Origin of the sequence: Paenibacillus sp. FSL R5-0887 (assembly GCF_038002305.1) — a bacterium.
Taxonomy (GTDB): domain Bacteria; phylum Bacillota; class Bacilli; order Paenibacillales; family Paenibacillaceae; genus Paenibacillus_AQ; species Paenibacillus_AQ odorifer.
Window position 1 is genome coordinate 2,296,670 of the sequence record NZ_JBBOCE010000002.1, and the last position, 14,910, is coordinate 2,311,579.

The 14,910-nt window shown below is 44.5% G+C and carries 13 protein-coding genes; 12 read left to right on the plus strand and 1 reads right to left on the minus strand.

The window, feature by feature from the left end:
- The first annotated feature begins 5 nt into the window (after nucleotides 1-5).
- The 7 genes from MKY14_RS28035 (at nucleotide 6) to MKY14_RS28065 (ending at nucleotide 10,780) form a co-directional block, all read left to right on the plus strand.
- Nucleotides 6-2,051, plus strand: a complete 2,046-nt coding sequence (locus MKY14_RS28035; protein WP_340977830.1) for a catalase — start codon at nucleotides 6-8, stop codon at nucleotides 2,049-2,051.
- A 170-nt stretch (nucleotides 2,052-2,221) separates the two neighbouring features.
- Complete coding sequence (locus MKY14_RS28040; RefSeq protein WP_340977832.1) at nucleotides 2,222-3,376, plus strand: glycosyl hydrolase family 8; 1,155 nt, start codon at nucleotides 2,222-2,224, stop codon at nucleotides 3,374-3,376.
- Nucleotides 3,377-3,407: 31 nt separating this feature from the next.
- Nucleotides 3,408-4,961, plus strand: coding sequence for a glycan biosynthesis hexose transferase WsfD (gene wsfD, locus MKY14_RS28045; RefSeq protein ID WP_340977834.1), 1,554 nt, complete (start codon nucleotides 3,408-3,410; stop codon nucleotides 4,959-4,961).
- Nucleotides 4,958-6,511, plus strand: a complete 1,554-nt coding sequence (locus MKY14_RS28050) for a hypothetical protein (RefSeq protein WP_340977836.1) — start codon at nucleotides 4,958-4,960, stop codon at nucleotides 6,509-6,511. Before wsfD ends, MKY14_RS28050 begins: the two co-directional genes overlap by 4 nt.
- A 28-nt stretch (nucleotides 6,512-6,539) precedes the next feature.
- Nucleotides 6,540-7,790, plus strand: coding sequence for a glycosyltransferase family 2 protein (locus MKY14_RS28055; RefSeq protein ID WP_036682179.1), 1,251 nt, complete (start codon nucleotides 6,540-6,542; stop codon nucleotides 7,788-7,790).
- Nucleotides 7,791-7,842: 52 nt separating this feature from the next.
- Nucleotides 7,843-9,939, plus strand: a complete 2,097-nt coding sequence (locus tag MKY14_RS28060; RefSeq protein ID WP_340977837.1) for a cellulose biosynthesis cyclic di-GMP-binding regulatory protein BcsB — start codon at nucleotides 7,843-7,845, stop codon at nucleotides 9,937-9,939.
- Nucleotides 9,929-10,780, plus strand: coding sequence for a diguanylate cyclase domain-containing protein (locus MKY14_RS28065; RefSeq protein ID WP_036682174.1), 852 nt, complete (start codon nucleotides 9,929-9,931; stop codon nucleotides 10,778-10,780). The genes MKY14_RS28060 and MKY14_RS28065 overlap by 11 nt, the downstream gene beginning before the upstream one ends.
- Before the next feature lie 6 nt (nucleotides 10,781-10,786).
- Here the strand turns inward: MKY14_RS28065 and MKY14_RS28070 are convergent, their stop codons facing one another.
- A complete protein-coding gene (locus tag MKY14_RS28070) occupies nucleotides 10,787-11,338 on the minus strand; it encodes a helix-turn-helix domain-containing protein (RefSeq protein ID WP_076191653.1) in 552 nt (183 codons plus the stop codon).
- Nucleotides 11,339-11,482: 144 nt separating this feature from the next.
- Here MKY14_RS28070 and MKY14_RS28075 point away from each other — a divergent pair, with 144 nt between their 5' ends.
- From MKY14_RS28075 to MKY14_RS28095, 5 genes are all read left to right on the plus strand, one after another.
- Nucleotides 11,483-12,136 carry an alpha/beta hydrolase gene (locus tag MKY14_RS28075; RefSeq protein WP_340977838.1) on the plus strand — a complete coding sequence of 218 codons (654 nt, stop codon included), beginning with the start codon at nucleotides 11,483-11,485 and terminating at the stop codon, nucleotides 12,134-12,136.
- Nucleotides 12,133-12,903: a DODA-type extradiol aromatic ring-opening family dioxygenase gene (locus MKY14_RS28080; RefSeq protein WP_076282165.1), complete on the plus strand. Its 771-nt coding sequence runs from the start codon at nucleotides 12,133-12,135 to the stop codon at nucleotides 12,901-12,903. Before MKY14_RS28075 ends, MKY14_RS28080 begins: the two co-directional genes overlap by 4 nt.
- A gap of 16 nt (nucleotides 12,904-12,919) precedes the next feature.
- A complete protein-coding gene (locus tag MKY14_RS28085) occupies nucleotides 12,920-13,708 on the plus strand; it encodes an SDR family oxidoreductase (protein ID WP_076181913.1) in 789 nt (262 codons plus the stop codon).
- Between the two features lie 223 nt (nucleotides 13,709-13,931).
- The gene (locus tag MKY14_RS28090) at nucleotides 13,932-14,180 is read left to right on the plus strand and encodes a type B 50S ribosomal protein L31 (protein ID WP_036682161.1); all 249 of its coding nucleotides are present in this window, start codon (nucleotides 13,932-13,934) and stop codon (nucleotides 14,178-14,180) included.
- A 131-nt stretch (nucleotides 14,181-14,311) separates the two neighbouring features.
- Nucleotides 14,312-14,833 (plus strand): YcxB family protein, encoded by a 522-nt coding sequence (locus MKY14_RS28095; RefSeq protein WP_076124082.1) that lies wholly within the window; start codon nucleotides 14,312-14,314, stop codon nucleotides 14,831-14,833.
- Nucleotides 14,834-14,910: the final 77 nt, after the last annotated feature.

Genomic DNA, 14,910 nt, shown 5'->3' on the forward strand with positions numbered 1-14,910 from the left:
TGTTAATGAGTGAACAGCAAAAAGTGAACGGAAATAGCAAAAATGAGCAACTGGAACAGTTTCGCAGTAAGGACGAAGGTCACGCTTTAACAACCAATCAGGGATTGAAAGTGTCCGAGGATGAGTTCTCCCTAAAAGCCGGTGACCGGGGGCCAACCTTGCTGGAGGATTTTCATTTTCGGGAAAAAATGACCCATTTCGATCACGAGCGGATTCCTGAGCGGATCGTGCATGCACGCGGATTTGCCGCCCACGGGGAGTTTGAAGTATATAAATCGTTGAAAGAATATACGAAGGCGAAATTCCTTCAAGATCCGTCCGTGAAGACCCCGGTGTTTGTCCGGTTCTCAACGGTAGCAGGATCACGGGGTTCAGCCGAAACTGTGCGGGATGCCCGGGGCTTCTCGACCAAATTTTATACCGAAGAAGGCAACTATGATTTGGTAGGCAATAATATGCCGGTCTTTTTTATACAGGATGCGATTAAATTCCCTGATCTAGTGCATGCGCTTAAGCCGGAGCCGCATAATGAAATGCCTCAGGCAGCATCAGCCCATGATACCTTCTGGGATTTCATCGCCAATAATCAGGAATCGGCCCATATGGCGATGTGGCTGATGTCCGACCGCGCCATTCCGCGCAGCTTCCGGATGATGGAAGGGTTTGGAGTTCACACCTTCCGTCTGATCAATGAACAGGGGAAAGCGCATTTTGTTAAATTCCATTGGAAACCAGTGCTTGGTGTACACTCTTTGGTGTGGGACGAAGCACAGAAAATATCCGGAGCGGACCCTGACTTTCACCGCCGTGATTTATGGGAATCGATTGAAGCCGGCAACTTTCCGGAATACGAGCTGGGCATTCAGCTTCTTAGTGAAGAAGACGAATTCAAGTTTGATTTCGATGTGCTGGACCCTACAAAGCTATGGCCAGAGGAAGACGTGCCCGTGCAGATCGTTGGGAAAATGACCTTGAACCGCAACGTGGATAATGTTTTTGCCGAAACGGAGCAGGTGGCTTTCCACCCTGGACATGTAGTGCCAGGGATTGATTTCACCAATGACCCGCTACTTCAGGGCAGATTGTTCTCTTATACGGATACCCAGCTGATTCGGCTTGGGGGTCCTAACTTTCATGAACTGCCGATTAATAGACCGGTGTGTCCTTTCCACAACAACCAGCGTGACGGATATGGGCGGCAGATGATTAATCAGGGCACTGTGAGTTATCATAATAATTCTCTGGCCCAAAATACGCCGAGACCTGTCCCAGAGGCAGAAGGCGGTTATGTGCATTATCAAGAAAAGGTTGAGGGCCGTAAGGTACGGAGCCGGAGTAAAAGCTTTGAGGATCATTTTTCACAAGCCAAGTTATTCTGGAATAGTATGAGCCCTCCGGAACAATTGCATATTATCGAAGCTTATTCTTTTGAGCTTGGAAAGGTTAAGAGTAAGTCGGTCCGACAGCAGGTCGTAAATATGCTTGCTAACATTACCTCCGAGCTTGCTGTACCTGTGGCAGAAGCCATTGGAGTAGCGGCTCCAGAAGTTGGCGGTTCCGAGGTTACTCAAGCTTCCCCTGCCTTAAGTCAGGCTAATACGAAAAAACATCCCAACACGCGGAAAGTAGGCGTGATTATCGGAGATGGTTTTGATGAAGCTGCGGTAATGCCTGTGTTGGACACGCTTATGGGAGCTGGGATACAACCGGAGCTAATCAGTGATAAGCTTGGATTTATTAAAGGCTCAAGCGGCACAGAGCTTGAAGTCATCCATACCTTGTCCACTACAGATTCGGTGCTCTTCGATGCGATTTATGCGGCGGGTGGAAATGCGGAACGCAAGAAATTCCATAAAGATGCAGCGTTATTCCTCAACCAAGCCTATGCACATTTTAAACCTATCGCGATGACGACAATACTTGCTGAGCTGCTTGCAACAGATGAACATAGAAGCAGTCCGGGAGTCATAATAGGCGATGGTGGGGAAGTTTTTGCGGCTAGCTTCGTTGCGGCCATTACTGCCCATCGTTTTTGGGAACGTATGGAATAAAGTAAGTAAATTACAGAAAAAGGAGGATCTGCTCGTCAGAAGGCGTGTGGATGCCTCCTTTTTTTCATCTAATGGTTTCATAAATTTAACATTTGGATTAAGGATGTGATGTATATTACCGTTATAGATAATACTAGGCAATATAAGCAGATGCTTAGAGAGGTGATTTTTTGAGGAAAGAGATAGCTGTTGCTATAGTGGTACTTACAGGTTTTACAGCATTAACAGCATGCGAGCAAACAGCAATGCCGGCATCAACACCCTCGCCCTCCGCGAATGTTCATACAACAGAGCCACCGAATCCTACGGGTTCGGCTAATAATGATATGGGGGACCCTTCACAGGAATTGGATGCTTTAGAGCAATTTATTGTTACGAAGCTTACCGGCTCGTCCGGTGTTTATACGAATTTAATTGAAACAGAGCAATCCGGGGAAGCAGCAAGCGGCCATGAGATTCTAAGTGAGTCTGCCTCTCTGAGGATGCTGGCAGCCGTACGGAGTGGTGAGAAAGAGCGATTTGCAGAAGAATGGGCGCTGGCTAAGCAAACCTTTGATATGAAGGGTGGTTTTAGCTACCGGTATAGCCCTAAACAGCAGAAATTATATCCTGTGAATGCTGCAGTTGATGACTTACGTATCATTCGTGCGCTTTATGAAGCGGGGGATACGTTTAGAGATAAACAATATACAGAAGAAGCGGCTAAGTATGGTGAGAGGTTTTATAACTATAATGTAAAAAATGGATATATGTATGACTTCTATGATGAAAATTACAAAAAAGCCAACACATTCGTTACTTTATGTTATATTGATTTAGGTACAATGCGAAAATTGTCGGTTTCTGGAGAATCTCGTGACTTTTTGTTGAATAATATGAGCGTTATTCTGAAAGATGGATATTTATCAGATGAGTTTCCCTTCTATGAAACAAGGTTTAATTATGAGAGTGGAACCTATAGTTCGGAGAATATCAATACAGTAGAATCGCTACTGTCTATTCTGGCTTTGGCAGAGGTAGACCAGCAGAAATCCTCCAGCATTAATTTTATCAAGCAGCAGGTCGAGGCTGGCACATTATATGGACAATATTCGCGTGAGGGAAAGCCGCTTAACGATATTCGCTCAACAGCCATTTACGCCATTACGGCTATGATTGGTGCCGAGATCGGAGACGATGCACTCTATCGCAAAAGCATTGAAAGAATGAACGAGTTCAGAATAACCGATGCCGGCAGCTCACTGTATGGAGGCTTCGGCGATGTAGCTAGTGGCCAAGCCTATTCCTTTGACAATCTGATGGCAGCATTGGCCTATGTCTATTAATTTAAACCTATAGTAACGAAGGTGAATCTGCATGATAAACAACACGGTGAAATCACCTCTGAGGCAGGGGATGACACTCGCTAACCTACCGTTGCCATTGTCCCCGGCTTTTATCACTGCTTTTGGAGTGTTGCTTATAACCATCATCGCCTTATTTACCGCCCCGTATGTCGGAATGGCGGATAATGGTGATTTTTTTCGCAGCATCTATAGTAACGGAATTTATTTCAATCTGCCGGATTATGACGAGCAATACTTTGGTTATTTTGTAAAGCAATATGGAATCTTTCATTATTTTAATGAGAATGGCGCGACATTATTTTCTTCACAGTCCCTATTTATTCAGCTGGCCATTGGACTTAATAAGCTGTTTTTTAGCAGCGAGGTTTTCGATATCCGGTTTCAAGCAGTCATTTACACGATTTTATATGCTGCGGCGATCTACTTATTAATAGAGGCTATTACATGGGGGATGACCCGCAAGCAGGGATGGGTCACTGCAGGTATTGCTATTTTTATATTTGGAGATACCGGGTATACCGCTTATTTCAACTCCTTTTACGGCGAGAGCGTCGTGATGATCACGATGATTACTATGTTCGCAGCTTGGTTGTTGTTATATCAAAAAAGATACAATGACTATGTGCTGCTGGCCCTGTTCTTGATCAGTACGATCATCCTGACTACTTCCAAACAGCAAAATGCGCCAGTGGGTATAATCATTGCGGTTCTGGGGTGTTCAATCCTTTGGATTCGCAGGGATAAGATCTTTCGTATTCTGACCCTGGTTTCCCTTGCCTTGATCCTGTTCGCAGGTGTGTTCACTTATTTGAATATCTCGGATGAGTTCGTGAATATTAACCAGTTCCATGCCATGACCCGAGGGGTGCTGAAGGATTCCTCCGATCCGGAGAAGGCATTGAAGTCATTCGATATTGATGAACAATATGCCATCTTGAAAAATAGCATTTACTACGAGAAATACGGAACTATTGATGTGAATTCACCGATCCTCCAAGAGAACTTTTACAGTCGTTACGGATTTGTTTCGATCCTTAAATACTATATATCGAATCCGGATCAGCTTAACTCGATTCTTAATGTAGCTGCTCAAAGTGCATTCTCGATCAAACCAGCGGCGATGGGCAATTACGAGCAATCCGTTGGGAAGGAATTTCGAGCACAGAGTCATTTTTTTACTGGATATAGTCAGCTGAAAAAAGCTTTAGCACCACGAACGATAGGTTTTATCTTCCTTTGGACAGTGCTTGTCATCGGTCTGTATATGCCTTCCTTTGTAACAGCCATTAAGGCACGCAATTTTAGAGGATTGCAGCGGATGGTATTGATTGTCGCTACGATAGGCATTGGTCTTTCAGGCATTTTTGTATCGATTATCGGTGCCGGTGATGCCGACATTTCCAAGCATGAATTCTTGTTCACTTTATCTTTTGATTTGGTGACCTTTTTGACAGTATCTAGTGTGATCGGACGCAGATTCTCCAAAAATCGCAAAAAGCCGGTTAACGAGAGCCCCACCATGTCTAGTCCATTTACAAAGCCTCAAAAGGATGTGAGTGTTTGAAGCGCAGAGGGATCTTATACTGTATATTGCTGCTGACGCTGAGCTTAACCATCCTATTGCTGCCCGCCACTCCTGTTCAATCTGCTGCATCGCCACAACAAGTCTTACTACTCTATGACAGCCTTGCCAAGGGGACCTTTAAGGATGGAAATGTGACTGAACTTCAACGTCTGCTGGCAGCTTACTCGACAAAGGTTACACTTCGAAGCCTAGATCAATACGAGCAGGGGATGCTGAAAAATTACTCCAGAGTGATCATGGTCCGTAACGAAGCGGATATTTCGATCACGAATAAATCCTATATAGAGGATTGGGAGCATTATCAGGGGCAATATTTGCATATAGGGTACAACCCACCCGCTAGTCTAACGAAGGCGTTACAGCTAACCACTGATGTGATCTATGACGGGAGTGCTGAGCTCGAAATTGGACAGTTCTCCGGAATTCAAGCTAAGGTGCAGGATATGCCTTATATTGTAGCGAGTCAGGCGGTCAAATCCTTTGGGAAACTCTCTTTTGCGGAGGAGGGTCTGCAAGCACCGTACGCTGTGAGTAAGGGGAATGATACATATGCCCCATATTTTGAACAAGGGAATATCAGTACGCTAGGAATGGCGTATGTTCTGAAGGATTGGCTACATATCACTGCTGCTGCTCCTAAAATGTACCTTGCGATCAAAGAAATCTATCCTTTCTCCGATCTGCGACTGCTGGCAGAAACGGGTGAGCGGCTGTATCAACTGGGGATTCCGTTTCTTGCAAGTGTGCGGCCTGTGTTCAGCAATACCGACTATCCGGCCATGCAGCGTTATTTAGTGGCTATGAAAAGTGTGCAATCCAGCAATGGAAGCATTCTGGTCAATGCCCCAGTGGTGATGCCAACGATAAGCTCCAGTGACCATACGCTTAAAGGAAAGATGAATGATTTCATCAATCTGTTGGCCGAAAACGGGCTTGGGCCGCTTGGAGTCGGAGCAGAAATGCATTGGTCGTATGACAAAGAGTATTCAGAAGCGGGGATGAGCTTTTTTGATTCCGTGGTGTTGTATCCGGATGAACAGATTGATTATATGGAGCAGAGCGACACCTCTAAATCCTTTCCATCCTCTTTATATAGCGTTCCGCTGGAATTTCTTCAAGCTTTGCATACATCCAATAAAGTGATACCGCAATTGCCGATGGATACTGTAATCACCGTCGACATGCCCGAGGATGAGCGTCAGCTTGAAGAAATGCTGCAAAGTCTGGAACGGAATTGGGTTTCTTTTGCCGATTATAAGCAAGAAGAGCATCAGGTCGTTACTGATCAGAACACAATCTCCTCATTAGATGGAATGATTTCTATTAATGGACAACCTCTAAGCCTGGACTATACACCGGAAACAGTGGATAGCGATTATCGCTACACAGAGGAGCAGCAAAAGAGCTTCACCCGACTTTTTAATATTCAGAATCAATTTTTTATTGTTGTGATCATGATTTCTCTGCTGCTGTTTGGCGGATTGTTAATGATCGGATACCGGTTATATCGCAGAAAGTTTTTGAAATGAGACAACTAATCGTGATTTGGAGGACCCTATGACGATTTCAGACGTGCTGATGGTGATTGCGGTGATCTGTATTTGGTCTCTGCTGCTGGTGAATGTGACCCTCATTATCGCGGGCTATCTATATTACATTAAATCCGAAAATGAGGATATACCAGAGATAGAGGGCGAATATCCTTTTGTTTCAATTATGGTTCCCGCTCACAATGAGGGGGTAGTGATTTGTAAGACGGTTGAATCTCTGCTGGCGCTGGATTATCCGCAAGATCGGTATGAGATTATTGTGATTAATGATAACTCCTCTGATAACAGTGCCGAGCTGCTTGCGGGCATACAATCCCGAAATCCGGGACGTCAGCTGGTAGTCATTAATACGGATGCAGTTACAGGAGGCAAAGGCAAATCCAATGCCTTGAATATAGGCTTTACCAGCTGTAAAGGGGAGCTAATCGCCATTTATGATGCCGACAATACTCCGGAGAAAACAGCTTTGCGTTATCTGGTTGCTGAGATCATGCATGATTCCAGTCTCGGTGCGGTGATTGGGAAGTTCCGGACCCGTAATCGTGATGCAAGTTTACTGACCCGGTTCATTAATATTGAGACCTTATCCTTTCAATGGATGGCTCAAGCGGGACGCTGGAAGCTGTTCAAGCTTTGCACTATTCCGGGAACCAATTTCATTATGCGCAGGTCAATTGTGGAAAGCATCGGTGGTTGGGATGTTAAAGCGATAGCCGAGGATACAGAAATCAGCTTCCGGATTTATATGATGGGTTACCAAATCAAGTTCCAGCCGAAATCCGTCACGTGGGAGCAGGAACCACAGACCCTGAAGGTCTGGTTCAAGCAGCGAACCCGCTGGGCGAAGGGCAATATTTATGTCATTGTCAAAAATATTCCGCTGCTGTTCAATAAATCGGCCGCAAAGGTGCGGTTCGATATTCTTTATTTTCTATCCATTTACTTCTTACTGCTGCTGTCGTTAATCACCTCGGATGTGCTGCTGATCCTGCATGCTTTGGGTTATGTGCATACTACTATTGCAGGTCTTAGTAATTTCTTATGGCTGCTCGCTATTATTCTTTTCGTTGTGGGGACCTTCATCACGCTAACGACAGAAAAGGGCGAGATGAGCTTGTCCAATCTAGGGATTGTAATGTTGATGTATGTGTCTTATTGCCAGCTGTGGATGGTTGTCGCGGCTAACGGATTATATCTATATCTGAAAGACCTCATCTTCAAAAGAGAAGCCAAATGGTATAAGACGGAGCGCTACTAACGAGGCACCAAAAAGTCATATGAGAAAAATGTAATCACAGGAGAAACAGAACATGAAGATAAAAAAACAGCTGGTTATACTGTTAACCTGCCTCTCCCTTTTGTTAATTCCAATCCATCCTGCTGCCGCAGAGACGTTGCCGCAGGATCATAAGTCCACTTACACAACCTCATTTACGGGAACGGACTCGTCCTTAACAGGTTCGAGTGCCCAGCAGCAATATTTTGAGGTTCTGGATTATTGGAATGTGGATCAAGTAAAGATCAAACTGCATTTTCAAATTTCACAAATTACCGAAGAGCAGATTTCTAGTGTTACCTTAACGCTAAACGGCAGCCCGTTCTATACGTTTCGTCCGTCACTACAAGACAACGGCGAACAGCTGTTGACCCTTGTGGCGCCCAAGGGGTTTCTGAAAAAAGGGACGAATACGCTGGGCATTCAGGGCTATTTAAAGACAGATCGTCAAGATGACCTCTTTTGTTCGGTCGATGAAACGTCGGATAATTGGCTGCATCTGTTCAATACGTCCAGTATTAACCTGATTTATACCGCAAAGCCCTTGAGTGGAGGGATCAGTGACTTCAGCGAGCGATTCGCCGGGATAGATACCTTAACGAAGAATCAGAGTATTCTGACTGTACCGGACAAAAGCACAGCGGCAGAAATGGAAGCAGCCACTTATGCTCTCTCCGGGCTTGTTAAGGGGATTACGTTAAATGATAAGACTATTCCCTTGCTTCCCTACCGGGCAGACACTGTGCAGAATAAGGCCGCAGTTGTACTGGTAGCTATGTATGACAGAGTACCAAGCGGGCTGAAAGCTCAGCTAAGCTCCACTGAAGATTTGGGTACGCACGCGCTGCTCCAGCTAGTGAATAAGGATACCCAGCCCACCTTGGTTGTAACCTCGAAGGATGAGAACTTGCTGATTAAAGCGGGTCGTTTGATTGCTAATCCAGAGCTGATCGGGCAGATCACTAGTGATCTGAAAACAGTAACGGATGCTACAGAAGTATCAGCACCTGCGCTTTCGATTAGCTCTAACATCACGTTCACTGAGACAGGTGATAAACTGACCGGGGCACATCATCAGGAGCAGACGTATTTTATTTCATTGCCAGCGAACCGCTCGATTGCTGATTCCGGTAAAATCAGCCTGGATTTCCGTTATGCACAGAATTTGGATTTTACTCGTTCATTGGTTACCGTGAGCATCAACAATACTCCGATTGGCAGTAAGAAGCTGACCAAGGAACTGGCGAATGGCGATATTCTTAATCTCTCGGTGCCTCAGAACTTGAATATCTCCGGAAATTTCTCGGTGACAGTGGCTTTTGATTTGGAGATCGAAGGAGCCAGATGTATTATCGATCGGGACCAAATGCCGTGGGCTTATATCAGTAAAGATTCTGTAATGCAGCTGAATACGAAGGATCGCACGGATCTCTTATTTAATAACTATCCATATCCGTTCATTCGCGATGGGATCTATAATCATGTGGCGGTTGTACTGCCCGAACAAATGGATGATTACGCCTATTTAAGTGTATCGAATATCTTTAATCTGCTTGGTAAATATGCCAGCGGAAATATAGGGAATATCCAGTTCTATACCGATTCTGTCAGCGCCGATCATTTGAAAAATAATAATATCATCGCTATTGGTGCTTATAAGAATAATAAGGTGATCCGTGATCAGAATACTAAGCTTTATTTTCAATATAACGGAGATGGAACCACAATTCGCTCCAATGAGAAAATGAGTATTGAAGAGCAATACGGCGCACGAATCGGAACACTGCAGCTGATTGATTCGCCATTTGAGGCGGGACGTGCATTGCTCGCGGTTACAGGGGTCAGCTCGGAAGAGTATTACTTAGGATCTAAACTGCTCGCTACAGAACGGGACAAGTGGAAGGTGTTTGGCGATGGTGCAATCGTTGATAAAGACGGTAATGTCAGCGCACACCGCTTCAAAACAATCACTGGAGCAGCCGAGGACTCTGTGGCCCAGAAAATAATGGAACGGTCGGATGTACTCAGTTTTATCATCGTGATTTTACTGGTGCTGACGCTGGTGGTTCTATCGCTGATCCTGCTGCTTCGCAAACACATGAAGAAACGTGGTGATAAGCGTGAGACGTAATCGCAGCTTAGTGTCGGACATCGCTCTCTTATCATTCCTGGTGTTATCGTTCCTCTGTATCGTCTTTATTGCGGGTGCACCGGATGATTACCTCCAGAATATTATCATTTTAACGGTGGCTTTTATTCTGGCCATTGTTACGTATTTTACGACGGTCACTGCGGGTCTGGTCTTGAATCTGGTGTTTATCTTTGCTTACGGATTCTACACGATGTACCAGACGATAACGCTGGGGGAAACGATTAGCCTGAATACTTATTTCTGGCTAATTATGACTCCGCTATTAACGGTCGTTCTATGGGTATTCACTTTAAGCAGCCGTGATTTGCAGGTGGAGAATGAGCAGCTACGCAAAAAGACTGCCAATATGGCTATCGTAGATGAAAACACAAATTTGCGGAACAGTATTTCTTTTCAGACGGATGCTACATTATTTACAAGCATTTCGACCCGCTATCAGATTCCGCTCACCCTGCTAGTGGTGAAGGTGAAGTATTGGAAAGAGATCAGACGGATCATTCCTGAAGATCAGCTGGCAGAAGCTATCTATGACGTGTCTCAGCTTAGTCAGGCGAGTATTCGTACCAATGATGCACTCTATCTGCTAGATAAGGATGAAGCAACATGGGGCCTGCTGCTGTTCACGGACAGCGATGGGGCGAAGATTGTGATCGAGCGGATTAAGCTCAAGCTTCAGGAGTTGAATGACAATAATTTCTCCAGAAAATATAAGGTCAGCCTGGGTCTTAAGATTGGGGCGGTCGAATACCAAGCCGGCACGATTGAGAATCCGCTGGATTTCATTGTTCAGGCCAAAAAACAGCTGGAGTACGACGTGTAGACCAGCTTAAAAATCAACAGTTTCACTATCAGCCTCTGTATGGATGGCGATGAGCACGCTTGCCGGCTCATCGCCTTTATTTATGACCAGATGTGGCACACAGGCATTCCAGCTAAAGGAATCCCCCGCTTGGAACATCCCGAAATCTTCACCTTGCTCCGCATAAACCTCACCTTTTATTACTAAATGGACCTCTTTGCCTTCGTGCGCCTGCGGAGTTTCACCCGTAGAAGTGCCCGGAGGGAAATGGACAAGCACCATTCGTACACCACCTGCCGAGCTTAAATGCTCAACTTGCAGTTTATCACTTCCGCTACTGGTGATTTGCCGCTCCTTGGATCGTACCACCTGCATCCGCTCTTCCTTTTTTAACAGCAAATAAGCCAATGGAACGTTCAGCGCATCCGCAATCAGGCTAAGGGTTGCAATCGAAGGAGAGGTCTTATTAGTCTCAACCTGGCTCATAAAACCTTGTGACAGGCCAGTAGTTTCACAGATTTGGGCAATCGTAATATGTTTTCTTTTACGGATTGTACGAATGTTTGAACCTATATTCATTAGTAAAGCCCCTTTTGATATTAGTAATAGCAAATATATTTTTATATTAACAAATTATTAATTGACATACTAGCTAGAGGTTTATAATATTATCTTTACAAATATTATTTTTGTATTACAAATATTTTGAAGGAGTGTTTAGTTATGAAGGCACCTTATATATATGATGTCAGTCTACCTTCCGGTTACGATGAGAATCGGGTTTATCCGGTTATCTTCACCTTGCATGGCAAAGGTTCCAATGAGAAGAATATGTTCGGGCTTGTTGAGTCCTTGTCTGAAGAGTTTATTATTATCGGGATTCGGGGAAATATGATTTTAGGGGCAGGATTTCAATATTATGATCTCAAAAGTCTAGGTCATCCCATCCGCGAGCAGTTTGATCAGGCTGTATCGCAATTGCAGCAGTTTATCGAATACGCCACCGACAAATACCCTATAGATGCTAAACACCGTTATCTGCTTGGCTTCAGTCAAGGAGCCATTTTGTCCATGACTCTCGCGCTTACAATGGGGAATTTGCTTCGGGGAATTGTAGCGCTGAACGGTTATGTTCCGGGGTTTGTGAAGACGGATTATGAGCTGAAGAGTGTGCAGGAGGTATCGGTCTTCATCTCGCATGGTGAATATGATTCTGTATTTCCAATTTCAGTGGGGACAGAAACAGCCGCTTATTTCGAAGGTCTAACCCCATTATTAACCTTTAAAACTTATCCTTCGGATCATGGGGTATTACCGCAGAATCAGCAGGACCTGATCGCTTGGTTACGGCAGAACTTAGGGAGTGATAAACTATGATACCTTCTTACTTTATTGCCCATGGTGCTCCTTCTCTGGTACTTGATAACAATGCATATACGAAATTTCTTGGGGAGCTCGCTGAGAGGAATGTCAAACCGAAAGCGATAGTTGTATTTTCTGCACATTTCGAAGAACACACACAATCGGTTGGAGTTATGGAGGCTTTCGACACCATCTATGATTTCTATGGCTTCCCAGATGAGATGTATCGAATGACTTATCCTGCCAAAGGGGACAATGAGGTTGCACAGCTAATTATGTCTTTGTTCCACAAGAATGGGATTGTCAGCAAATTTAATACAGAGCGTGGACTAGATCACGGAGCTTGGGCTATTCTTAAATTAATCTATCCGAATGCAGATATTCCTGTCGTGTCTTTGTCAGTTAATCGAGAGCTGTCCAATGAACAGCAATATTTAATGGGTAAGGCTTTATCTGAGCTGCGTGAGCAGGATATTATGATTATTGGCAGCGGTGGAACCGTCCATAATTTGCGTAGCGTGAAGTGGGGAATGGAGAACGTCGAGAAATGGGCGGAGACATTCGATGACTGGCTGCAGCACAAGGTGGAAGCTTGGGATACAGAGTCGCTATTTAACTATCAGGAGCTTGCTCCCTATGGCGTTGATGCAGTGCCGACTAATGAGCACTTTATCCCTCTGATAATAGCTATGGGAGCTGGCGATAAAGGGAAAGAAGCGAAGCTGCTGCACCGAAGTTATCAGTATGGTAATTTAAGTCTTAGCTGTTGGGAGTTTAATTAAGAAGGAGGCATTAATGATGGACTTGGGACTTCGTGGGAAATCAGTTTTTGTAGCCGCAGCAAGTAAAGGATTAGGACTCGCAACTGCGCTGGAGTACGCCCGTGAGGGAGCGAAGGTAATGATCGCCAGCAGGAGTATGGAGCAGCTTGTAGACGCACAGAAAGAGATTCAGGCAGCCACAGGACAGCAGGTGAACATGGTTCAGATGGATGTGACTGTCCCAGAGGATATCGTACATGCTATTCAAACGGCTGTAGCCCTAAACGGTGGGCTTGATATTGTAGTGACCAATGCGGGGGGTCCTCATGGCGGAGGTTTCGCTGATATGGAAGACGCGGATTGGAACCAGGGGTTTGAGCTCACACTGATGAGTACCATTCGTTTGATCCGTGAATCACTGCCGCATCTGCGCTCTTCTGGGGCAGGGCGAATCGTTAATATAAGCTCGATTTCTATCAAGCAGCCTATTGAGGGGTTAATTCTTTCCAATGTTTTTCGCGCTGGCGTGTATGCCTTGACCAAGAGCTTGGCTACTGAGCTGGCTGCGGATCGCATTTTAATTAATACGATCGCACCAGGGCGTATTGCAACCGACCGGATTCTTCAACTAGACGGCAAACGTGCGCAAGCAGAGGGGATCCCTATGGAGCAGATTCAAGAGGAAGCGCTGCTGCAAATCCCGTTAGGAAGATTGGGCACGCCCGAAGAATTCGGCAAGGCTGCTGTTTTTCTAGGCTCTTTTGCGAATACTTATGTTACGGGACAATCTCTTTTAGTCGATGGAGGAATGGTGAAATCGCTCTAACCTCCGGCGTTATGGGTAGGCTTTGAAAGGTTATGGAAAAATTAGTAATTTGAATATTAGTTGCTTTGTGCTCTAAATAAGCGTATGATGGAGCGGTGGTCTAAATCGTAAGATTTACGAATTTTCCTACGTTTATTAGGTTATTCTATATATAAACCTACAGATCATTTGGATAATTTACCATAAAGGCTCCACGAATTTATTCAGAAGGAGGACGATCAGAATGAGAGAAGGCATACATCCTAAGTACAACCAAGTGATTTTCTTGGATGCAAGCGTAGGCTTCAAATTCTTGAGTGCATCTACTAAATCATCCAATGAAACTATGGAATGGGAAGACGGCAACACTTACCCAGTGCTCCGTGTGGACGCAAGTTCCGCATCCCACCCATTTTACACTGGTAAACAAAGAGATACAGAACAAGGCGGCCGTGTTGATAAGTTCAAACAACGTCTTGCACAAAAGAAATAAGAATCCTTACGGATTGAAGAGGGACAACCCATGTAGAAGCAATCGCTTCGGGGATGTCCCTTTTTTGTGTTCAGGCATGTTAAAATGAGATGAATTTAAAAATATACATGGCGTCGAGGGAGCGATCAGTGATGGAAAATGTAATAAAAGTAGATACAGTCCTAAAGAGTGAAGACGTTCAGGAGTTTAACTTATGGTTCAGCTTGAATAGCCGGATTATACTCAACTCTTTTAGCGTAGTCGCTTACTTTATGATTTTGTTATTAATTACTAAGGATTACAGTACTCAAAGCATCTCAATCCTGGCTGTGACTGCTATAATTCTTGCCGCTGTCTTATGGTATATGACCAAGGCAAGCTTGATCAAAAAATCGAAAAAGGCGTTCAAAACAGATAACCTAATTCAGCAACCGCAAAATTATACGATTTCAGATGAAGGCATATCTTATCTTTCCGAAGCGGGCACTGGGCAAGTGAAGTGGGAAGAGATACATAAGATAGGTGAAACTACGAACTTGTTTGTGTTTTTTGTGTCCACACAGAGAGCGCTGATTATCCCTAAACGTTTCTTTGAATCGGCACAAGATAAAATAACATTTAAGGATTTAGCCAGAAAATATATGTTCTCCAATCGGGTGAAATTTAAAGCATAAGATGTGCTGTTATTGTTGATTCATTTGTACCAAGGATTAGGCTATAATGATAGGAGCGACTTGAAAAATAGGAGAAA

Coding starts and splice junctions, on each gene's coding strand:
- MKY14_RS28035 (WP_340977830.1), top strand. CDS start 6: ATGAGTGAACAGCAAAAAGTGAACGGAAATAGCAAAAATGAGCAACTG.
- wsfD (WP_340977834.1), top strand. CDS start 3,408: ATGATAAACAACACGGTGAAATCACCTCTGAGGCAGGGGATGACACTC.
- MKY14_RS28055 (WP_036682179.1), top strand. CDS start 6,540: ATGACGATTTCAGACGTGCTGATGGTGATTGCGGTGATCTGTATTTGG.
- MKY14_RS28060 (WP_340977837.1), top strand. CDS start 7,843: ATGAAGATAAAAAAACAGCTGGTTATACTGTTAACCTGCCTCTCCCTT.
- MKY14_RS28070 (WP_076191653.1), bottom strand. CDS start 11,338: ATGAATATAGGTTCAAACATTCGTACAATCCGTAAAAGAAAACATATT.
- MKY14_RS28075 (WP_340977838.1), top strand. CDS start 11,483: ATGAAGGCACCTTATATATATGATGTCAGTCTACCTTCCGGTTACGAT.
- MKY14_RS28080 (WP_076282165.1), top strand. CDS start 12,133: ATGATACCTTCTTACTTTATTGCCCATGGTGCTCCTTCTCTGGTACTT.
- MKY14_RS28085 (WP_076181913.1), top strand. CDS start 12,920: ATGGACTTGGGACTTCGTGGGAAATCAGTTTTTGTAGCCGCAGCAAGT.
- MKY14_RS28090 (WP_036682161.1), top strand. CDS start 13,932: ATGAGAGAAGGCATACATCCTAAGTACAACCAAGTGATTTTCTTGGAT.
- MKY14_RS28095 (WP_076124082.1), top strand. CDS start 14,312: ATGGAAAATGTAATAAAAGTAGATACAGTCCTAAAGAGTGAAGACGTT.